Origin of the sequence: Allobosea caraganae, assembly GCF_003351345.1 — a bacterium.
Lineage (GTDB): Bacteria > Pseudomonadota > Alphaproteobacteria > Rhizobiales > Beijerinckiaceae > Allobosea > Allobosea caraganae.
Genome location: NZ_QQTO01000018.1, coordinates 81,750 through 102,237, shown reverse-complemented (window position 1 = coordinate 102,237; position 20,488 = coordinate 81,750). Strand labels below are relative to the sequence as shown.

The window sequence follows — 20,488 nt, the reverse complement described above, 5'->3', positions numbered from 1 at the left end:
TCAGTTGTCAAACAGCGAGGCTTCTACAAAACAGACAGTGCTCTAAGCCGATCTCTCGGCTACAAGGCCCAGCGTTCTAATGAAGCGCAGTAGAGCGGCCCCGCACACCGGCGGCGCCGTCTCGATGGGCCGTATATAGGGGAACCCCCTTTCGGGTGTCAACACGCTTCTTGAAGTTTTTCCGACAGAGCCGAGATTTTTTCGCTGGCTACCCTCCTGAGGCCGAAATCCGACCTTGTGTTCACGCGCGTGCGCGGGGGGCGCCCGGAAACAGCCGCATTCGAAGGCCACAGGCTCAGGCGGAGCAGCGCCCCGGCGCGGTCCCGATTGATTCCGGGCGGCGTCGCGGGCATGGTCACGCACGACGCAGAGATAGCGACGGCGCAGCGTTCCCGGCCATGGCCGGGTCGGCTGGGCCGGGAAGGCTTCAAGGTTCTCAAGACGGCAGACGATGAACGCCCATCCCGAGCTCAGCACGCCAGCCGAGCCGTTGTCGCCGGAAGCCGCCGCGCTCCTGATCGACCTCGGCATCGAGCCGCCGATCCAGCCTGACGGTTCGCCGCATCAGGCCGCGGACCGGCGCGGCGTCTCGCTGCGCTGGCTCGTCGCCTGCGCGCTCGTCGGCTCCTGCGGCGCGGCCCTGCTCGGCGGCGCCATCCTGGTCGCGATGCGCGGCGACACCAGCTTCCCGGAACAGCCGGAGATGGTCACGGCCCGCGCCTCCTCGGCCGCAGGCGATGGCGGCGGCGCCCGCAAGGGCGACAAGCTCGTCGCCGATCAGCCGGTGATCTCGGCCAGGCACAGCGCCCGCGCGCCGATGTCCCAGCGCGTCGGCGATCGCGAGGTCATCAAGGTCAGGCCCTTCGTGCGGCTCGCCACCAACCTCTCGCTGACCACCGGCGTCTACGCGACCAACATCCCGCCCTTCAATCCTTTGCGCCTGTTCTCCGAGGGCGCCGAGCCGGCCGAGCGCTATGCCGAGCCGACCGTCGACGTACCCGATGCCGACGTCACCATCGTCAAGCGCGACCTCTCCGACATGGTCATCGCCGCAGCCAAGTCGCAGCTCGACGATGCCGACGTGATCTCGCAGATCGAGGAGGAGCGGAACAACCTCGCCGCTGCCGGCCGGCAGCGCCCCCTGCCGATCCCGCCGCAGCTGATGTTGAGCCGCACGCTCGGCAGCGCCAGCGCCAGCGGTGCCGGCACCGACCTGCTCGCCTATGGGCCGGCGACCGATACGCGCTTCTCCGGCATCGAGGTCCGCGTCGTGCCGGAGAACGTCACCAACGCGCCGAAGACGCCGATGGCGGCCTCGCGCGAGCCGCTGGTCGAGGACAAGCTGCTGATCACCAAGCGCGGCGAGAATTTCGAGCAGGTGCTGCGCACGGCCGGCGCGACGCCCGACCAGATCCGCAGCATGATCCAGGCCTTCAGCGGCCGGATCCGCGTCGCCGCGCTGCCGGAAGGCCAGGTGCTGCAGGCCCTGTTCGCGCCCGGCCCCAGCCCCGGCGATCCCCGCCAGATCGTGCGCGTCTCGCTGCTCACCAACGGCCAGCCCGACGCCACCGTCGCGATCAACGACAAGGGCGTGTTCCAGTCGGTCGCCCTGCCCAAGCAGGACATCGTCGGCCCGCAGCGCAAGGCCACGACCGCCGACGAGGGCGGCGAGGACGAGGACGACGAGGCCAGCGGCGGCGCCAGGCTCTATGAGAGCCTCTACGAGACGGGCCTGCGCCACGACCTGCCGCGCCCGATGATCGACGAGCTCGTCCGCATCTTCTCCTACGACCTCGACTTCCAGCAGCGCGTGCGCGCCAGCGACAATCTCGAAGTGATCTTCACCGAGGAGGAAGAGGGCGAGCGCGCCGAGATCCTCTCCGCCGCGCTGACGGTCAACGGCGAGACGCGCCGCGTCTTCCGCTACCAGTCGCCGGAGGACGGGCTGATCGACTATTTCGACGAGGATGGCCGCTCGCTGAAGAAGTTCCTGCTGCGCAAGCCGATCGCCGATGGCGAGATGCGCTCGGGCTTCGGCATGCGCTACCACCCGATCATGCGCTATTCGAAGATGCATACCGGCGTCGACTGGGCCAACAAGATTGGCACGCCGATCCTGGCCGCCGGCAACGGCACCGTGCTCAAGGCCGGCTGGTCCTCGGGCTATGGCAAGCACACCGAGATCCAGCACGCCAACGGCTACGTCACCACCTATTCGCACCAGTCGAACTTCGCCAACGGCATCGTGCCCGGCGCCAAGGTCCGGCAGGGCCAGGTCATCGGCTATCTCGGCTCGACCGGCCTCTCGACCGGCCCGCACCTCCACTACGAGGTCCTGGTCAATGGCAGCTTCGTCAACCCGATGAAGATCCGCGTGCCGCGCGGGCGCGAGCTCGAGGGCAAGGCGCTGGCCGAGTTCAAGCGCCAGCGCGACGAGATCCAGGGCCTGATCATCCGGGCCGGCGGGGCCGTCGCGCAATTGCGCTGAACGCATGGCCGAAAGCATTGGCAGGCGCCGCGCGCTTTTTGCGCATGGCTGCGCTTGACTCAAGGCGCGCGAGGGCCGACGGCGACGGGGCAATTCCTTAAATCGTCAAGCCCTTGCCGATGCTCTCCTCGCTGCTCATCGTCCTGCCCGTCTTCGGCCTGATCGCGCTCGGCTTCGCCGCGCGCTGGGTCAAGCTCGTGCGCGACACGACCGGCGAGGGCCTCTCCGACTTCGTCTTCGTGCTGGCCGTGCCCTGCCTGCTCTTCCGCACGCTGGCCAAGGCCGACATCCCCGCGAGTCAGCCCTGGGGCTACTGGATCGCCTATTTCGGCGGGCTCGTGATCGTCGGCGCGCTGGCCATGCTGATCGCCAAGCGGGTCTTCAACCGCAAGGGCCCCGAACTCGTCGTCTCCGGCTTCGCGGCGGGACAGTCCAACACCGTCTTCGTCGGCGTGCCGATGATCCTGAAGGCCTATGGCGCCGCCGGCGCCGTGCCGCTCGGCCTGCTGCTCGCCGTCCACCTGCCGGTGATCATGGTGCTGGCGACGCTGCTCGCGGAGGGGCGCTCCGCCTCGCTGACCACGCTGGCCCGGCGGCTGATCACGCATCCGATCATCGTCGGCATCCTGCTCGGCTCGCTGTCGCGGCCCTTCGTCGACTTTCTGCCGCGGCCGCTCTGGATCATCGTCGACGCCATCGCCGACACCGCCGTGCCCTGCGCCCTGATCAGCCTCGGCATCGCCATGCGGCGCTACGGCCTGCAATCGGGCCTCGCCCTGCCGGCCGTGCTGAGCGCGCTCAAGCTCTTCCTGCACCCGCTGATCGTCTATCTGCTGGCGACGCGGGTCTTCGAGATGCCCTCGCACTGGTCCGGCGTCGCCGTGCTCTTCGCCGCCTGCCCCTGCGGCATCAACGCCTATCTCTTCGCCGAGCGCTACAAGCAGGGCATGGCCGACGCCTCCAGCGCGATCGCGCTCTCGACGATGCTCTCGCTCTTCACCACTGCCGCCTGGCTGACCTGGCTCGGGGTGGGTTGAGCTCTGCCAGAATCGAGCTCCGTCATCCCGGACGCAGCGCAGCGGAGCTCCGGGATCCATCGTAAAGCTCTGAGCCCTACGATGGATCCCGGAGCGGCGCCGCAAACGCGGCTTGTCCGGGATGACGGCGAGGGTCCTAGGTAAAGCCTAGCTGCGCCCTGACCTCCGCGGCCGTCACCCCGCGCGCCCTCAGATCGGCCAGGCTTTCCGATAGCCGGCTCTTGGCCAGCTTCTGGCCGGTCTCGTCGATCAGCAGGCGGTGGAAATGATAGCGCGGCGCCGGCAGGCCGAGCAGGCGCTGCAGCACGGCATGGATATCGGTCGCCGCCTCCAGATCGCGCCCGCGCACGACATGGCTGACGCGCTGGATCGCGTCGTCGATCACGACGGAGAGGTGGTAGCTCGTCGGCACGTCCTTGCGCGCCAGCACGACGTCGCCCCAGCGGGTCGGCCTGGCTTTGATCACCGTTTCAGTCCCGCTCTCGTCGAACAGGCGATACCAGACATCGCTGCCGATCATTGCCAGCGCGCGGTCCATGGCGAGCCGCAGCACATGCGCTTCGCCAGCGGCGATGCGCGCCTCCGCCTCCTGCCTGCTCAGGGATCGGCAGGTGCCGGGATAGACCGGCGAGCCATCGGGATCGCGCGGCCAGGGCTGGCCCGATTCCGCCTCTTTGGCGGCAACCGCCTGCTTCACCTTCTGCCGCGAGCAGAAGCAGGGATAGATCAGCCCCTTCGCCTGCAGGCGGCCGAGCACTGCGCGATAATCGTCGAAATGTTCGGATTGCCGCCGCACCGCGCCGTCCAAGCGGATGCCGAGCCAGGTGAGGTCGTCGTGGATCGCCTGCTCGAATTCCGGCCGGCAGCGCGTCAGGTCGATATCCTCGATGCGCAGCAGCAGGCTCCCACCGAAACGCTCGGCCATCCGCTCATTCGTCAGCGCCGAGAGCGCATGGCCGAGATGCAGCTGGCCATTCGGGCTCGGCGCAAAGCGGAAGACGGGCTTGCTCGAATCGGGGGAGGACGTCGCCATGAGCTTATGTCTATGGTCCCCTCCCCAACAGGCCAAGCGCCCTCCTGACAATCCCTGCCGCGAGCGCGGGCCAAGACGACGCCATGATCAAGACGACGCCATGAACCGCATCACATGAACCGCATCACCTGCGACGCCGATCTCGAAGAAGGCATGGCGGCGCTGCGCGCGCTCCATCCCGACTGGACCGCGATCATCGAGCGAACCGGCCTGCCGCCGCTGCGTCGGCGCGAGGGCGGCTTCGTCGGGCTCGCCGGGATCATCGTGGCGCAGCAGCTCTCGGTCGCCAGCGCGCGCGCCGTCTGGGCCCGGGTCGAGGGCGTGCTGACGCCACTGACGCCGGAGCGCGTCCTCGCCGCCACCGACGAGGAGATGCGGCTATCGGGCTTGTCGCGTCCGAAGCAGAAGACCCTGCGCGCCGTTGCCGCCGCGATCGCCTCGGGCAGCCTCGATTTCGATGTGCTGGAGCAGTTCACGCCGGAGCTGGTCCATCAGCACATGACGGCGGTCTCCGGCATCGGTCCCTGGACGGCCGATGTCTACCTGCTGTTCTGCCTCGGCCATCGCGATGGCTTCGCCGCCGGCGACCTCGCCATCCAGGAGGCGGCCCGCGTCGCCTTCGCCCTGCCCGCCCGCCCGAAGGCGGCCGAGCTTGAGGCGATGGCCGAAGCCTGGCGGCCCTGGCGCGGCGTCGCGGCAAGGCTGCTCTGGGCCTATTACGCCGTGCTGAAGCGGCGCGAAGGCATCAACGCTTGAGGAGCCTCAGCCCCTGACGGTCTTCAGGGCGGTCTTGGTGGCCGTGCGCAACAGCGTCGAATCGCTCATGACCGTCACGAAGCGGCAGCCCATCTCGACGCCCTGCTTGGCCCGCTCAGCGGTGGCGGCATAGAACGCCACCGGCTTGTTCACCGCCGAGGCGCGCGCCACGATATGGCGGACGGCGTCATCGACCTCCTTGGCCAAGGCATTGACCTGCTTGCCGCCCGAGAGCGCGATCGAGAGGTCGGACGGGCCGACGAAGAGCGCGTCGATGCCTTCCAGCGCCAGGATGTCGTCGACGATCGCCATCGCCTCGCGCGTCTCGATCATCGCGAAGGTCAGCGAGAAGCGGTTGGCTTCCTTGAGGTAGGTATTCGGGTCGAGGCCGGAGGCGCCGAGCCCGCCATAGCTGCCCCAGCTGCGTTCGCCCAGCGGCGGGTACTTGGCATAGGCCGCGAGGCGCTTGGCATCCTCGATCGTGTTGATCATCGGCGCGATCACGCCGGAGACGCCGGTGTCGAACAGTTTCGAGACATTCTGGAACTCGCCGACGGCGATGCGCGCCACGACCGGCTTGCCGGCGGCGTTGATCAGCGGCACGGCGCGGATGACCTCGGCCAGCGTGATCGGACCGTGCTGCATGTCGAGCGTGATCGCGTCGAAATCCTCCTGCGCCAGGATGGCCGAGACGCTCGGGTCGGGCAGGCCGCACCAGGCGGACAGGATCGTGTCGCCCTTGGCGAAGCGATCGGCGAGCGAGGAGAGAACGGTCGGCTTGGCGGAGGACATGGGCGCTTGCATCCGGTTGGTCCCGCTCCTGGCTAGCGGCGGGTGGCGCAGGTTGGACCGGGGGCGCTCCGAAAAGCAAACGGGCGCCCATGCGCCCGTCTCAGAAGCGTCCTGCGTTTGAAACCTGCCCTCGGAGATCGTTCGAGAATTCGCCGGCGTTGAGTCGGCTGGCGTGGCTCGAGAACCGGAGCGGACTTTTCGTCCGTGAGCACCGGAAGCGCAGGCAGCCGCGTCGGACGGCCGCGCCAGCAGGATAATCAAACGGTCTCAGCGGCCGGCCTGGATTTCTTCGGCCGCCTTGATCAGCAGCTCGGTCATCACCCTGCGGATTTCCTCGTCGGCGACCGTGACGTTGGCCGAGCCGAAATCGGCCTTGACCTTGCGCAGCACGTCCTCGTCGCCGGCCTCCTCGAAATCGGCCAGCACGACCGCCTTGGCATAGGCGTCCGCGTCGGCCCCGGCCTTGCCCAGCTTCTCCGCCGCCCACAGGCCGAGAAGCTTGTTGCGCCGGGCCGTCGCCTTGAAGCGCAGCTCCTCGTCATGGGCGAACTTGTTCTCGAAAGCATCCTTGCGCTGATCGAAGGTCGACATGCGGGTTAAGTCCTCTTGCGGGGGCTGTCTCTCGAACAGCCATATAGGCTGGCGCGGCGCACAGGGCCAGCACGGATTACGACTAAGGACGCGGCCATGGCCGGGGCGGCACTGGCCCCCGCCGCGCTTTATTGCGTTTGCAGTGCAGAAGGGCCATATAGCGGGCGCAATGGCAGTCCCATGGTTTGCCTATGCATTGAGCCAGACGGCACTGCGGTCTAGGCTGATTCCCTGTTCGGACGGGAATCAGCGCGGATTGCGACGAGCCGGCTGAACAGGGGCCACGATCCCGCCGCGGGGGCAACCCTGCGTCTAGAGAAAGGCCGACCTTTGGATTTCCTCAAGCCACGGTACATCCCAATGAATCGCCGCCGTCGCATCTACGAAGGCAAGGCGAAGGTCCTCTATGAGGGTCCCGAGCCGGGTACGCTGATCCAGCATTTCAAGGACGACGCGACGGCCCTCAATGCCAAGAAGCATGAAGTGATCGACGGCAAGGGTGTCCTCAACAACCGGATCTCCGAGCACATCTTCAGCAACTTGAACGATATCGGCGTTCCCACGCACTTCATCCGCCGGCTCAACATGCGCGAGCAGCTGATCCGCGAGGTCGAGATCATCCCGCTCGAGGTCGTGGTGCGCAACATCGCCGCCGGCTCGCTCTCGACCAAGCTCGGGCTCGAGGAAGGCACCCAGCTGCCGCGCTCGATCATCGAGTTCTACTACAAGAACGACGCGCTGGGCGACCCGATGGTCTCGGAAGAGCACATCACCGCCTTCGGCTGGGCGACGCCCCAGGAGATCGACGACATCATGGCGCTCGCCATCCGCGTCAACGACTTCCTCTCCGGCCTCTTCCTCGGCGCCGGCATCCGCCTCGTCGACTTCAAGATGGAGACAGGCCGGCTCTGGGAAGGCGAGATGATGCGCATCGTCGTCGCCGACGAGATCAGCCCCGATTCCTGCCGGCTCTGGGACATCAAGTCGAAGGACAAGATGGACAAGGACCGCTTCCGCCGCGACATGGGCGGGCTGATCGAGGCCTATACCGAAGTGGCGCGCCGCCTCGGCATTCTCGGCGAGAACGAGAAGACCGGACCGGCCGGCCCTCGTCTGGTGCAGTGAGACCAGGCGAAACGCCGACAGCGATACGGCAACGGGGGCGCATGCGCTCCCGTTTGCATTTGGTCGCGCTGCTGGCCGGGCTCTGCCTGCTGGCCGCTTGCACCAACCAGTTCGGCGCCGGCTTCGCCGAACTCCCCGCGGATCGCGGCTGGCAGCCCCTGCCGATCGGCGACTGGGTGCTGAATGACGGCATCGAGCCGCGCACCATCGTCTATTGCCCGCGCGAGCATTGCGCGCATCAGGCGATCGCCGCGCTGATCAGCTTCGACGGCAAGCGGGCCGACGAGATGGAGCGCGCGCTGGCGAGCGACCCCGCCCGCCTCGCCCGCGAATTCGCCAAGCCGACGACGCCGCCGAAGCCCGACAAGACCAAAGCCAAGAGCACGGCGCCCAAGGATACGGCTCCCAAAAGCACGACCAGCGTCTCGCGTTATGACGAGGATGGCGCGAAGGGCCTTCTCGTCGAGATCCGCGCGAAGGATGCCGCCGGCAAGCACGCCGCGACGGCGATCGTCTATGGCCGCGATGCCGGCAAGCTCACCATCGCCGTCGCGGTGAGCGACGAGGCCGACAGGGCGCGCAGCTACGCCCGCTCGGCCTGGAACAGCCGCTGATTCGGCGGCAGGAGCATGGCGCGAAAAAGCGGGAACCGGTTTTTCGCTTAAAGCCATACTCTCACTTTCTGCCGCGACAAATGGTTGAGCCGGCACTGATTCGCCGCTAAGCCACGCCCAAGCACCAATCCCCGGAGAGCCCGATGAAAGCCCGCGTCACCGTCACCCTGAAGACCGGCGTGCTCGACCCGCAGGGCAAGGCCATCGAGGGCGCGCTGAAGTCGCTCGGCATCGACGGGCTCAGTTCCGTGCGCCAGGGCAAGGTTTTCGACATCGAGCTCAACAGCGCCGACAAGGCCGCGGCCGAGACCGCCCTCAAGGACGCCTGCGAGAAGCTGCTGGCGAATACCGTGATCGAGAACTATCGCGTCGAAATCGGGGGCTGAGATCATGAAGGCTGCCGTCATCACCTTTCCCGGCTCCAATCGCGAGGGCGACGTCGCCAAGGCGCTGAAGCAGGCCGGCGCCACGGTCGAGCATGTCTGGCACGCCGATACGGCGCTGCCGGCCGGGACCGACCTCGTCGTGCTGCCCGGCGGCTTCTCCTATGGCGACTACCTGCGCACCGGCGCAATCGCAGCGCGCGCCAACATCATGGACGCGACCCGCGCCCATGCCGAGCGCGGCGGCTATGTGCTCGGCATCTGCAACGGCTTCCAGATCGTCTGCGAGGCCGGGTTGCTGCCAGGCGTTCTCCGCCGCAACGCCAACCTGAAATTCATCTGCCGGCGCCAGCACCTCACGGTCGAGCGCGCCGATACGCCCTATACGAGCTCCTATGCCAAGGGTGAGGTCATCGATGTCTGCGTCGCCCATGGCGAGGGCAACTACATCGCCGACGAGGAGACCATCGCGCGGCTCGAAGGCGAAGGGCTCGTCGCCTTCCGCTATGCCGACGCCGCGGGCAAGGTCACGGACGCAGCCAACCCCAACGGCTCGCTCAACAACATCGCCGGCATCTATTCGCCAAAGCTGAATGTGCTCGGCCTGATGCCCCACCCCGAGAACCTGATCGATTCGCTCACCGGTGGCACTGATGGCCGCGGCATGTTCGCGAGCCTGGTGGGGAAGAAGGCGGCCTGATCCCGCCGTTCAGCTGTGTATTGAAGTTGACGTTCTAGCTCGATCTGTGTATCAAAATACACGTGATCGAGCTTCGCCAATCAGCCGTTTTCGTCAAGTGGCTTGGCGATTTGCGCGACATGACGGCACGCCTGAGAATCGCCGCCCGGCTGCGCCGGGTCGAGCATGGCAATTTCGGTGACGTGAAACCGGTCGGCGACGGGGTCCGCGAATTGCGGATCGATTACGGGCCAGGATATCGCGTGTACTTCACACAGCGCGGCCAGGAGATCGTTATCCTGCTCTGTGGCGGCGACAAGCGCACCCAGGCCGCCGACATCGCCCACGCCAAGCGACTGGCGAAGGAGATTTGACATGGCACTCGAAACGACCCGCTTCGATATCCAGGATCATCTCAAGAGCCGCGACGAGCAGGTCGCCTATCTCGAAGCCGCTCTCGACGAGGGCGACCCCAGCTTCATCGCTGTCGCGCTCGGCGACATCGCCCGCGCCCGCGGCGTGACGAAGCTTGCTCAGGAAGCCGGCATCAGCCGCGAGACGATCTACAAGACCTTCCGGCAGGGTGGTAACCCGACCTTGGAGACGATCTCCGCCGTCACCAAGGCACTCGGCCTGAAGCTGGCCTTGGTCGCCGCTTAGGAAACCTCACTTCACCGCCGCAAGCGCCTTCGCCAGCAATCTCTGCGCGCTCTCAGCCGTGAGCGGCCCGACATGCTTGTCGAGGATGCGGCCGTCCCCCCCGATCAGGAAGGTCTCCGGTACGCCGTAGACGCCCCATTCGATCGCGCCGCGCCCTAGGCGATCGACGCCCACGGCCGAGAACGGATTGCCGAGCGCGCCGAGGAAGCGGCGGGCGTTCTCGGCCTCGTCCTTGTAGTTGAAGCCGACCAGCGCGACCTTGCCCTGCTGCACCGCAGGTGTCTCCGACAGCGCCACGAGCTGCGGATGCTCGACCCGGCAGGGCGCGCACCAGCTGGCGAAGACGTTGACGATGGTCGCCCTGCCCTTACCGAGATCGGCGACCGTGAAGGCCGGCACCGGCTGCCCATTCCTCTGCAGGCCCTCCAGCGCCGTCAGCGTGATCACCGGCGCCGGCTTGCCGATCAGCGCCGAGGGCACGCGCGAGGCATCGCCCGAGAACAGCCCGATCAGGAAGACGAAGGACAGCGCGCCGAACAGGATCAGCGGCACGATGTAGATCAGCGGCGAGCGCCGCCGCGGCGCGAGCCCGACCTCGCTCATGACGTGCTGCCCGAACGGCGGCCGATGCCGCGCTGCTCGAGCGCATCGAGCGCCCGCTTCTGCGCGCGGTGGTCGAGCAGGATCGCCGCGATCAGCCCGCCGAGGATGACCGCGACCGCGCCGTAGGCGGCGAGGATGAAGCCGGCATGCGGCCCGAGAGAGCTCATGCCGCCGCTCCCTGCGCCGCCAACCTATCGAGCCGCTCAGCCTCGAAGATGGTCAGCGTCCTGACGCGCCGGCGCATGATCTCGGCCCGCATCGCGACGAGGTGCAGCGCCAGAGCCAGAAGCGTGAAGCCGACGGCCAGGATCAGCAGCGGCTGGAGCATGGAGGCATCGATGGTCGGCCCGCCCATGCGGAAGACCGAGGCCGGCTGGTGCAGGGTGTTCCACCAATCGACCGAGAACTTGATGATGGGAACGTTGACGAAGCCGACCAGCGTCAGGATCGCGACTGCCCGGCCGGCCCGCGACGGCTCGTCGAGCGTGCGCCACAGTGCGATGATGCCGAGATAGATCAGGAACAGCACCAGCACCGAAGTCAGTCGCGCATCCCAGACCCAATAGGTGCCCCACATCGGCTTGCCCCAGAAGGCGCCGGTGATCAGGCAGATCAATGAGAACGCCGCGCCAATCGGGGCCGCGGCCTTCTGCGCCACGTCGGCGAGCGGATGGCGCCAGACCAGCGTGCCGAGCGCCGAGACCGCCATCATCGTGTAGAACATCAGCGCCAGCCAGGCGGCCGGCACGTGCACGAACATGATCCGGATCGTCTCGCCCTGCTGGTAGTCGGCCGGCGCGACGAACCAGGCGAGGTAGAAGCCGAGCGCGAGCAGGACCAGCGCCGCGCCCGCGAACCAGGGCAGCAGCACGGCCGAATAGCGCATGAAGCGCGTCGGATTCGCCAGTTCGGTCAGGCTAGCCATGCGGCCTTTGCTCTTCATTCGACGAGGCAGGATGTAGCAACCGGCCTCTCTCTCCACAATCCGCGTGGCCGGCCTATGGCGTCGCAGCCTAATCGGCCTGCCTGAGCGCGGCCGCGGCGGCAATCGTGCCGATCACGATCGCCGCCAGCGAGAGCGCGCACAGGATCAGGAAGGGCGTCAGGAACGGGATGGTGCCGCCAAGCGCGCTGTTCGAAGCGGAAACGCCGAAGATCAGCACAGGCACGGTCAGCGGCGCCACCAGCACCGGCACGATCAGCCCGCCGCGCTTGAGCGAGGCGGTCAGCGCAGCGCCGGTCGCGCCGATGAAGCTGAGCGCCGGCGTGCCGGCGAGCAGCGTCGCCGCCACCGGCAGCATCGCCTCGGCCGGCAAGGCGACGAGCAGTCCGAGCAACGGCGCGCATAGCGCCAGCGGCAACCCGGTCGTCAGCCAATGCGCCAGCCCCTTGGCCAGTACGGCAAGTTCGAGCGGCAGCACGGAGGCGCGGATCAGGTCGAGCGAGCCATCCTCCTCGTCGCCCTGGAACAGCCGGTCGAGCCCGATCAGCGTCGCCAGCAGGGCGCCGAGCCAGAGGATCGCCGGGCCGATGCGGGAGAGCAGGTTGAGGTCGGGCCCGAGCGCGAAGGGCACCAGCACGACCAGCGTCAGGAAGAAGACGAGCGCCAGCTCGCCACCGCCGCCGGCCCGCGTGGCGAGGGCGAGGTCCCGCCTGAGGATAGCGAAGAAGGCGCGCCTCATTGATACGCCTTCCTTCCCCCACCCACGCCGTCATCCCGGACGCAGCGAAGCGGAGCTCCGGGATCCATCGTAGGGCGCCGGAGCCCTACGATGGATCCCGGGACGACCTTCGGTCGCCCAGGATGACGGTAGAGGAAACCGCGCCTCATAGCCCGATCCTCAGTTCGCGCGCGCCATCGAGCCCGAGCGGGCCGTGCGTCGCGGCGATAATCGCCCCGCCCTGCACGAGATGCGCCTGCATCAGCCCGATCAGCATCTGTTGCGCGCTGGCATCGAGCGCCGAGGCCGGCTCGTCGAGCAGCCAGAGCGGCCGCCGCGACACCAGCAGCCGCGCCAGCGCCACCCGCCGCCGCTGCCCGGCCGAGAGATAGCCGACCGGCAGGGCCGCGACATGCGCGAGACCAACCGCGGTAAGGGCCTCCTCGGGCGACGCCGCCGCCTCGCCGAGCAGCCCCTGGGCGAAGGCGAGGTTCTCGCCTGCGCTCAGCGCCGTCTTCAGCCCGTCGCGATGGCCGACCAGATGGATCAGCTCCGGCAGCGGCACATCGCCGGCACCATCGATTCGCAAGCTCCCTTCAGCCGGCAGCAACCGCCCGCAGATCATCGCGATCAGGCTCGATTTGCCTGCGCCGTTGCGGCCGGTGAGGGCGATCGCCTCGCCATTGCCCAGCGAGAAGCTCAGGCCCTCGAAGACCAGCCGCCCGCCGCGCCGGCAGGTGACGGTCTCGGCAGTCAGGGCGAGGCTGGGGAAGGAGGTATGCCGCAGGGTCAAGACGTTGTTCCGGAGGCCAAAAAGGCTCGCCGCGCATGATTCATGCATGTAGCGGGCTTCTTGGAATTGATCTATAGAACGCTTGGCTACGCCGCACGCCGATCCGGCGCGGGGCTCGGGCACTCCCGAGGCGGCGCGCGCGTCATGCGCATTAGGCCTTCGATCCGGCCATCCCGCAAGGAGTTGCCGGCTCGCGACCGCAACCCCTTGATCAGGATTTAGCCCGCATGGCTTCGCTCGATTCATTCAAGTGCCGGAAGACGCTGACCGTCGGCACCAAGAAATACGTTTATTACTCCCTTAAAGCGGCCGAAAAGAACGGCCTTCCCGGCATTTCCAAGCTGCCCTTCTCGATGAAGGTGCTGCTCGAGAACCTGCTGCGCTTCGAGGATGGCCGCTCGGTCACCAAGACCGATATCGAGGCCTTCGTCGGCTGGCTCGACGACAAGGGCAAGGCCGGCAAGGAGATCGGCTTCCGCCCCGCGCGCGTGCTGATGCAGGACTTCACCGGCGTCCCGGCCGTGGTCGATCTCGCGGCGATGCGCGACGGCGTCGTGGCGCTCGGCGGCGACCCGAAGAAGATCAACCCGCTGGTTCCGGTCGACCTCGTCATCGACCATTCCGTCATCGTCGACGAGTTCGGCTCGCCCAAGGCGCTGAAGCAGAACGTCGACCTCGAATACCAGCGCAACGGCGAGCGCTACCGCTTCCTGAAATGGGGCCAGGGCGCCTTCGACAATTTCCGCGTCGTGCCGCCCGGCACCGGCATCTGCCACCAGGTCAACCTCGAGTACCTCTCCCAGACCGTCTGGACGGCGAAGGAGAAGGTCAAGCAGGGCAAGAAGACCGTGACGGTCGAGGTCGCCTATCCCGACACGGTCGTCGGCACCGATTCGCACACCACCATGGTCAACGGCCTCTCCGTGCTCGGCTGGGGCGTCGGCGGCATCGAGGCCGAGGCCGCCATGCTCGGCCAGCCGCAGTCGATGCTGCTGCCTGAGGTGATCGGCTTCAAGCTCTCGGGCAAGCTCAAGGAAGGCATCACCGCGACCGACCTCGTGCTCACCGTCACCCAGATGCTGCGCAAGAAGGGCGTCGTCGGCAAGTTCGTCGAGTTCTACGGCCCCGGCCTCTACAACCTGACGCTGGCCGACCGCGCCACCATCGCCAACATGGGCCCGGAATACGGCGCGACCTGCGGCTTCTTCCCGGTCGACACCGAGACGCTCGACTATCTCACCACCACCAGCCGCAAGTCGGCGCGCGTCGCGCTGGTGGAGAAATACGCCAAGGCGCAGGGCCTCTTCGCCACGCGCTCGACGCCCGATCCGGTCTTCACTGACACGCTCGAACTCGACCTGACCACGGTCCAGCCCTCGATGGCCGGCCCGAAGCGCCCCGAAGGCCGCGCCGACCTCTCGGCCATCAAGGGCGGCTTCGCCGCCGCGATGGACACCGAGTACAAGAAGGGCGTCGAGCTCGCGCGCCGGGTCAAGGTCGAGGGCAAGCCCTTCGACCTCGGTCATGGCGACGTCGTCATCGCCGCCATCACCTCCTGCACCAACACCTCCAACCCCTCGGTGCTGATGGCGGCCGGCCTGCTCGCCCGCAACGCGGTTGCCAAGGGCCTGAAGGTCAAGCCCTGGGTCAAGACCTCGCTCGCCCCTGGCTCGCAGGTCGTGGCGGAGTATCTCGCCAAGGCCGGCCTGCAGAAGGACCTCGACAAGCTCGGCTTCAACCTGGTCGGCTTCGGCTGCACCACCTGCATCGGCAATTCCGGGCCGCTGCCGGCCGAGATCTCGAAGACCATCAACGAGCAGGGCCTGATCGCGGGCGCCGTCATCTCCGGAAACCGCAACTTCGAGGGCCGCGTCTCGCCGGACGTGCAGGCGAACTACCTGGCTTCGCCGCCGCTGGTCGTCGCCTACGCGCTGGCAGGCTCGGTCCAGATCGACCTGACCACCGAGCCGCTCGGCATGGACAAGGCCGGCAAGCCGGTCTTCCTGAAGGACATCTGGCCAACCAACAAGGAGATCCAGACCTTCATCGCCAAGAACGTCACCAAGGCGATCTTCAAGGCGAAGTACGCCGACGTCTTCAAGGGCGACGCCAACTGGCAGAAGGTCAAGGCCCCGACCGGCCAGACCTATGCCTGGGACGACAAGTCGACCTACGTGCAGAACCCACCCTACTTCCAGGGCATGGGCAAGACGCCGGACCCGGTCACCGAGATCGTCGGCGCCCGCATCCTCGGCTTGTTCGGCGACAAGATCACCACCGACCACATCTCCCCGGCCGGCTCGATCAAGGCCGCCTCGCCGGCGGGCGCCTACCTGACCGAGCACGGCGTCGCCGTCGCCGACTTCAACCAGTACGGCACGCGCCGCGGCAATCATGAGGTCATGATGCGCGGCACCTTCGCCAACATCCGCATCCGCAACCACATGATGGGCCCGAACGGGCGCGAAGGCGGCTACACCATCCACTATCCCAGCAAGGAAGAGCTGCCGATCTACGATGCGGCGATGCGCTACCAGGCCGAGAAGGTGCCGCTGGTGGTCTTCGCCGGGGTCGAGTACGGCAACGGCTCCTCGCGCGACTGGGCGGCGAAGGGCACCAACCTGCTCGGCGTCAAGGCCGTGATCGCCCAGAGCTTCGAGCGCATCCACCGCTCGAACCTGGTCGGCATGGGCGTCGTCCCCTTCACGCTGCAGGAGGGCACGAGCTGGGCCTCGCTCGACCTGAAGGGCGACGAGAGCGTGACGATCAAGGGCCTCGCCACCGTCAAGCCGCGCCAGATGCTCGAGGCCGAGATCACCTCGGCCGACGGCAAGGTGAAGAAGGTGCCGATCCTCTGCCGCATCGATACGCTGGACGAGCTCGACTACTTCAAGAACGCCGGCATCCTGCACTACGTGCTGCGCGGCATCGCGGCTTAACCAACAGACGCCATTCCCGGGCGAAGTGAAACGCAGACCCGGGAATCTCATCATCGCGTGATGGCCGGGTCCAGCCCGGCCATCACTGCCCTTTTCGCCCCTGCGGTTGTCCAATCGCAATGGTGAGTGTAATGGGGCGTTTCAGCCATCCTTGGCGGGGGGCTTGGGGCAGGCGCGCGCCAGCGCGCCCGGATGTCCGCCGCCAACATCAAATCACGACGGGAGCACCCGCATGTCCGCTACGTTCGAGACTGTCGCCGGCATCATTTCCGAGACCTGCGACATTCCTCGCGAGAAGATCACGCCCCAGAGCCACGCCATCGACGACCTCGGCATCGACTCGCTCGCCTTCCTCGACATCGCCTTCGCGATCGACAAGGCCTTCGGCATCAAGCTGCCGCTCGAGCAGTGGACGCAGGAAGTCAACGAGGGCAAGGCGCCGGCCGAGCAGTATTTCGTGCTCGAGAACCTGTGCCAGCGCATCGACGACCTCGTCGCCGCCAAAAAGGCCTGACTCGGGGCCGGCCTTGAGCCGGACACCCTCTGCCGATAGAGCATGACGCTGCCAGGCCGGTTCATCGCTTCCGGCCCGACACGCCATCGCTCGCTACCCGGACAGGACCGCATGCGCCTCGAATATTTCGACATGATCGATACGGTCACGACCTTCGATCCGTCGCAGAAGCGCATCGCCACCCGCTCGACGGTGCCGAGCGCAGGTGCGAGCCCGGTCTTCGAAGGCCACTTCCCCGGCCACCCGCTGGTGCCCGGCGTGCTCCTCACCGAGACCATGGCGCAGGCCTCCGGCTATCTGCTGCTGGCCCTCAACGGGCTGACGCAGATGCCCTTCCTGATGATGGTCGACAAGGCGCGCTTCCGCACCTTCGTCGAGCCCGACGCCGTGCTCGACGTCAGCGCCGAGCTCATCCATGAGGGCTCGGGCTACGCCGCGACCAAGGCCAAGGTCACGATCGACGGCAAGCCGATCTGCGATGCCGATCTGCGCTTCCGGCTGATGCCCTTTCCCGCCGACATGCGCGAGCTGATGGAGACCCGGATCGCGGCGATCGGCCTCGAACCGGTACGGAACTGACCATGAAGCGCGACGTCGTCATCACCGGCATCGGCCTTGCCTCCAGCCTGGGCGAAGGTCTCGAGCCCCACGCCGCGGCGCTCGCCGCCGGCCAGGCCCCGATCGTCGATACCGAGAGCTTCGCGCCCTATCCTGTGCACCGGCTGAAGCCGCTCGAACTCGACCGCCAGATCCCGAAGAAGTCCGACCAGCGCCAGATGGAGCCCTGGCAGCGCCTCGGCGTCTACACGGCCGGCCTCGCCCTCGATTCGGCCGGGCTGAAGGAGGACGCGCAGACCAAGAGCGAATTGCAGGTCATCGTCGCCGCCGGCGGCGGCGAGCGCGACCATGCCGTCGACAGCGCCATCCTGACCGGCCTGCGCGGCATGAACGAGACCGGCGCCTTCCTGAACGAGCGCCTGATGGGCGATCTCAGGCCGACGCTCTTCCTGGCGCAGCTCTCCAACCTGCTCGCCGGCAACATCTCGATCGTCCACGGCATCACCGGCGCCTCGCGCACCTTCATGGGCGAGGAGCAGGCCGGCGTCGACGCGATCCGCACAGCCCATGCCCGCATCGCCAGCGGCCAGGCCGAGATCATGCTGGTCGGCGGCGCCTATAATGCCGAGCGCCGCGACATGCTGCTGCTCTTCGAGCTTGGCGGCTTCCTGCGCCATGGCGACTACGCCCCCGTCTTCGGCCGGCATAGTAATCCGGGCCTGATCGTCGGCAGCGCCGCCGCCTTCCTCGTGCTCGAATCGGCCGAGCGCGCCGCCGCCCGTGGCGCCAAGGTCTTCGCCAGGCTCGACAACGTCGTCGCCGACCGCTCGCCCCGACGCGCGGCTGGCGCGGTCGAGGCTTCGCTGGGCAAGCTCGTCGCCGAGCTCGGCCCGGTCGCGCCATTCGCGCTTGCCGTCTCGGCCGCGACCGGCATCGCCGGCATCACCACCGAGGAAGCCAATGTCATCGCCGGCCTGAACCAGGCCAGGCGCATCGCCACCGGCGACCTGCTCGGCCATGCCGTCGAGGCCGCCTTCCCCGCCTCCATCGCCCTCGCCGCCGCCGCGCTCGATGCCGGCCACGCGAGCGAAGCCATCGTCACCGGCGTCGGCCATTGGCGCGGCGAAGGCGCGGCGCATCTCTCGAAAGCGTGAGGCACCCATGAGCACACATCGTGACGCCAAGGGCCGCCCGATCGTCGCCGTCACCGGCCTCGGCGTGGTCACCTCGCTCGGCCAGGGCAAGGATGCCAACTGGGAGGCCCTGACCGCCGGCCGCTCCGGCATCCACCGCATCGAGCGCTTCCCGATCGACGGCTTGCGCACCACCATCGCCGGCACGGTCGATTTCCTGTTCGACGAGCCTTTCACCGCCCCGGAGCTCTCCGAGAAGCTGGCGACGCTGGCAGCCGAGGAGGCGGTGACGCAGAGCGGACTCGGTGAAGCCGGCGCTTTCCCCGGCGAGCTCTTCATGGCCGTGCCGCCGGTCGAGATCGAATGGCCGCAGCGCCAGGAGCTCGCGGGCGAAATCGAGGGCGACGCCGACTATGACGGCCTGCTGCGCGCCGCCGCCACCCATAAATACAAGGCGATGCACGAGCTCTTCCTGTTCGGCGGCGTCGCCGACCACATCGCCGACCGCTTCGGCACCAAGGGCTCGCCGATCTCGCTCTCGACCGCCTGCTCCTCCGGTGCGACCGCGATCCAGATGGGCGTCGAGGCGATCCGCCGCGGCGAGACGCAAGCCGCGCTCTGCATTGGCACCGACGGCTCCGTCCATGCCGAGGCGCTGATCCGCTTCTCGCTGCTCTCGGCCCTCTCGACCCAGAACGAGCCCGCCGAAGCGGCCGCAAAGCCGTTCTCGAAGAACCGCGACGGCTTCGTCATGGGCGAGGGCGCCGGCGCGCTGGTGCTGGAGGATTACGACCACGCGCTCGCCCGCGGCGCCACCATCCTGGGCATCGTCGCCGGCTGCGGCGAGCGCGGCGACGGCTTCCACCGCACCCGCTCCAGCCCGGACGGCAAGCCGGCCATCCTCGCCATGCAGGACGCGCTGGCCGATGCCGGCCTGACGCCCGCCGACATCGACTACATCAACGCCCACGGCACCTCGACGCCGGAGAACGACAAGATGGAGGCGATGAGCTGCACCGCCGTCTTCGGCGAGCGCATGGCCGAGCTGCCGATCTCCTCGAACAAGTCGATGATCGGCCATACCCTCACCGCCGCCGGCGCGGTCGAGGCCGTCTTCTCATTCCTGACCATCGCCAAGGGCCGCATCCCGCCGACGATCAACTACACTCAGCCCGACGCGGCGATCCCGCTCGACGTCGTGCCGAACGTCGCCCGCGACGCCAAGGTCCGCACCGTGATCTCGAACTCCTTCGGCTTCGGCGGCCAGAACACCTGCCTGGTGCTCGCGGCCGCTCCGGAGGCCGCATGAGCCGCGTCCTCGTCACCGGCGGCGCCAAGGGCGTCGGCGCCGCGATCGTCCGCGCGCTGGCGGCTGCCGGCCACGACGTCGACTTCACCTACCGCGCCTCGGCCGAGCAGGCGCAGGCGCTCGCGGACGAGGTCCACGCCACCAATCCCGGCCGCAGCATCCGCCCCCTGCCGCTCGACCTCGCCGACAAGGCGGCACTCGACGCCTTCTGCGAAGAGGCCGAGGAGGAGAGCTATTTCGGGCTCATTCACAATGCCGGCCAACCCTATGATTCGCTCGCGGCGATGATGGTGCAGGACAAGGCCGAGGCTGCCATGCAGGTCAATTTCTGGGCCTTCACCCGCCTCGCCAAGAGCCTGATGCGCGGCATGCTGCGCGCCCGGACCGGGCGCATCGTCGCCATCGGCTCGGTCGCGGCGCTTCGCGGCAATCCCGGCAACGCGGCCTACGCCGCCTCCAAGGGCGCGCTGATCTCCTATGCCAGGACGCTCGCGGTCGAGACCGGCAAGCGCGGCGTCACCGTCAACGTGATCGCGCCCGGTTTCGTCGACACCGACATGATGGTGCCCTACGCCGCCTATCGCGAGAAGATGGAAGGCCAGATCCCGGCCGGTCGCTTCGCCAAGCCGGCGGAGATCGCCGGCCTCGCCGCCTTCCTGATGAGCGAGCCCGCCGCCTACATCACCGGCACGGTGCTGCCGGTCGATGGCGGCCTGACCGCGCAGATGGGCGTGCATCGCTAGGCTGCCGCGGACGCTTCACGAGAAACACGGTTGACGCGCGGCTTGGCGCATCGAGGCAAACCACTTATATTCACTCC

At 67.7% G+C, this 20,488-nt stretch carries 23 protein-coding genes; 15 read left to right on the top strand and 8 right to left on the bottom strand.

The window, feature by feature from the left end; genetic code table 11:
- Nucleotides 1–451 precede the first annotated feature (451 nt).
- A complete protein-coding gene (locus DWF00_RS08215) occupies nt 452–2,488 on the top strand; it encodes a M23 family metallopeptidase (RefSeq protein WP_114831871.1) in 2,037 nt (678 codons plus the stop codon).
- Between the two features lie 119 nt (nt 2,489–2,607).
- Nucleotides 2,608–3,525, top strand: a complete 918-nt coding sequence (locus tag DWF00_RS08210; protein WP_114831870.1) for an AEC family transporter — start codon at nt 2,608–2,610, stop codon at nt 3,523–3,525.
- A gap of 136 nt (nt 3,526–3,661) precedes the next feature.
- Here the strand turns inward: DWF00_RS08210 and gluQRS are convergent, their stop codons facing one another.
- Nucleotides 3,662–4,558, bottom strand: coding sequence for a tRNA glutamyl-Q(34) synthetase GluQRS (gene gluQRS, locus DWF00_RS08205; RefSeq protein ID WP_114831869.1), 897 nt, complete (start codon nt 4,556–4,558; stop codon nt 3,662–3,664).
- Nucleotides 4,559–4,672: 114 nt separating this feature from the next.
- Here gluQRS and DWF00_RS08200 point away from each other — a divergent pair, with 114 nt between their 5' ends.
- Nucleotides 4,673–5,314 (top strand): DNA-3-methyladenine glycosylase family protein, encoded by a 642-nt coding sequence (locus DWF00_RS08200; protein WP_114831868.1) that lies wholly within the window; start codon nt 4,673–4,675, stop codon nt 5,312–5,314.
- 6 nt (nt 5,315–5,320) lie between these two features.
- Here the strand turns inward: DWF00_RS08200 and DWF00_RS08195 are convergent, their stop codons facing one another.
- Nucleotides 5,321–6,106, bottom strand: a complete 786-nt coding sequence (locus DWF00_RS08195) for an HpcH/HpaI aldolase family protein (RefSeq protein WP_114831867.1) — start codon at nt 6,104–6,106, stop codon at nt 5,321–5,323.
- 267 nt (nt 6,107–6,373) lie between these two features.
- Nucleotides 6,374–6,697 (bottom strand): DUF1476 domain-containing protein, encoded by a 324-nt coding sequence (locus tag DWF00_RS08190; protein WP_114831866.1) that lies wholly within the window; start codon nt 6,695–6,697, stop codon nt 6,374–6,376.
- A 330-nt stretch (nt 6,698–7,027) separates the two neighbouring features.
- On the opposite strand from DWF00_RS08190, the gene purC reads away from it, so the two are divergent.
- From purC to DWF00_RS08160, 6 genes are all read left to right on the top strand, one after another.
- Complete coding sequence (gene purC, locus DWF00_RS08185; protein WP_114831865.1) at nt 7,028–7,822, top strand: phosphoribosylaminoimidazolesuccinocarboxamide synthase; 795 nt, start codon at nt 7,028–7,030, stop codon at nt 7,820–7,822.
- 41 nt (nt 7,823–7,863) lie between these two features.
- Nucleotides 7,864–8,436 carry a hypothetical protein gene (locus DWF00_RS08180; protein WP_114831864.1) on the top strand — a complete coding sequence of 191 codons (573 nt, stop codon included), beginning with the start codon at nt 7,864–7,866 and terminating at the stop codon, nt 8,434–8,436.
- A gap of 143 nt (nt 8,437–8,579) precedes the next feature.
- A complete protein-coding gene (gene purS, locus DWF00_RS08175) occupies nt 8,580–8,822 on the top strand; it encodes a phosphoribosylformylglycinamidine synthase subunit PurS (RefSeq protein ID WP_114831863.1) in 243 nt (80 codons plus the stop codon).
- A gap of 4 nt (nt 8,823–8,826) precedes the next feature.
- Nucleotides 8,827–9,519, top strand: a complete 693-nt coding sequence (gene purQ, locus DWF00_RS08170) for a phosphoribosylformylglycinamidine synthase subunit PurQ (RefSeq protein ID WP_114831862.1) — start codon at nt 8,827–8,829, stop codon at nt 9,517–9,519.
- Between the two features lie 62 nt (nt 9,520–9,581).
- On the top strand, nt 9,582–9,872 hold the full coding sequence (locus DWF00_RS08165; protein ID WP_114831861.1) for a type II toxin-antitoxin system RelE/ParE family toxin: 291 nt from the start codon (nt 9,582–9,584) through the stop codon (nt 9,870–9,872).
- A 1-nt stretch (nt 9,873) separates the two neighbouring features.
- Nucleotides 9,874–10,158, top strand: coding sequence for an addiction module antidote protein (locus DWF00_RS08160; protein ID WP_114831860.1), 285 nt, complete (start codon nt 9,874–9,876; stop codon nt 10,156–10,158).
- A 6-nt stretch (nt 10,159–10,164) separates the two neighbouring features.
- On the opposite strand, the gene DWF00_RS08155 is transcribed toward DWF00_RS08160, so the two are convergent.
- The 5 genes from DWF00_RS08155 to ccmA all read right to left on the bottom strand — a co-directional run bounded on the left by DWF00_RS08155 (nt 10,165) and on the right by ccmA (nt 13,215).
- Nucleotides 10,165–10,761, bottom strand: a complete 597-nt coding sequence (locus DWF00_RS08155) for a DsbE family thiol:disulfide interchange protein (protein ID WP_114831859.1) — start codon at nt 10,759–10,761, stop codon at nt 10,165–10,167.
- Nucleotides 10,758–10,928, bottom strand: coding sequence for a heme exporter protein CcmD (gene ccmD, locus DWF00_RS08150; RefSeq protein ID WP_114831858.1), 171 nt, complete (start codon nt 10,926–10,928; stop codon nt 10,758–10,760). The genes DWF00_RS08155 and ccmD overlap by 4 nt, the downstream gene beginning before the upstream one ends.
- Complete coding sequence (locus tag DWF00_RS08145; protein WP_114831877.1) at nt 10,925–11,686, bottom strand: heme ABC transporter permease; 762 nt, start codon at nt 11,684–11,686, stop codon at nt 10,925–10,927. Before DWF00_RS08145 ends, ccmD begins: the two co-directional genes overlap by 4 nt.
- 88 nt (nt 11,687–11,774) lie before the next feature.
- Nucleotides 11,775–12,443, bottom strand: a complete 669-nt coding sequence (gene ccmB / locus DWF00_RS08140) for a heme exporter protein CcmB (protein WP_114831857.1) — start codon at nt 12,441–12,443, stop codon at nt 11,775–11,777.
- A gap of 145 nt (nt 12,444–12,588) precedes the next feature.
- On the bottom strand, nt 12,589–13,215 hold the full coding sequence (ccmA, locus tag DWF00_RS08135; protein WP_245973791.1) for a heme ABC exporter ATP-binding protein CcmA: 627 nt from the start codon (nt 13,213–13,215) through the stop codon (nt 12,589–12,591).
- A gap of 227 nt (nt 13,216–13,442) precedes the next feature.
- Between ccmA and acnA the strand changes: the two genes are divergently transcribed.
- From acnA to DWF00_RS08105, 6 genes are all read left to right on the top strand, one after another.
- Complete coding sequence (acnA, locus tag DWF00_RS08130; protein ID WP_114831855.1) at nt 13,443–16,154, top strand: aconitate hydratase AcnA; 2,712 nt, start codon at nt 13,443–13,445, stop codon at nt 16,152–16,154.
- A 232-nt stretch (nt 16,155–16,386) separates the two neighbouring features.
- A complete protein-coding gene (locus DWF00_RS08125; protein ID WP_114831854.1) occupies nt 16,387–16,668 on the top strand; it encodes an acyl carrier protein in 282 nt (93 codons plus the stop codon).
- Between the two features lie 111 nt (nt 16,669–16,779).
- Nucleotides 16,780–17,247: a 3-hydroxyacyl-ACP dehydratase FabZ family protein gene (locus DWF00_RS08120; RefSeq protein WP_114831876.1), complete on the top strand. Its 468-nt coding sequence runs from the start codon at nt 16,780–16,782 to the stop codon at nt 17,245–17,247.
- A 2-nt stretch (nt 17,248–17,249) separates the two neighbouring features.
- The gene (locus DWF00_RS08115) at nt 17,250–18,380 is read left to right on the top strand and encodes a beta-ketoacyl-ACP synthase (RefSeq protein ID WP_114831853.1); all 1,131 of its coding nucleotides are present in this window, start codon (nt 17,250–17,252) and stop codon (nt 18,378–18,380) included.
- Nucleotides 18,381–18,387: 7 nt separating this feature from the next.
- The gene (locus DWF00_RS08110; RefSeq protein ID WP_114831852.1) at nt 18,388–19,668 is read left to right on the top strand and encodes a beta-ketoacyl-ACP synthase; all 1,281 of its coding nucleotides are present in this window, start codon (nt 18,388–18,390) and stop codon (nt 19,666–19,668) included.
- On the top strand, nt 19,665–20,411 hold the full coding sequence (locus DWF00_RS08105; RefSeq protein WP_114831851.1) for an SDR family oxidoreductase: 747 nt from the start codon (nt 19,665–19,667) through the stop codon (nt 20,409–20,411). Before DWF00_RS08110 ends, DWF00_RS08105 begins: the two co-directional genes overlap by 4 nt.
- Nucleotides 20,412–20,488: the final 77 nt, after the last annotated feature.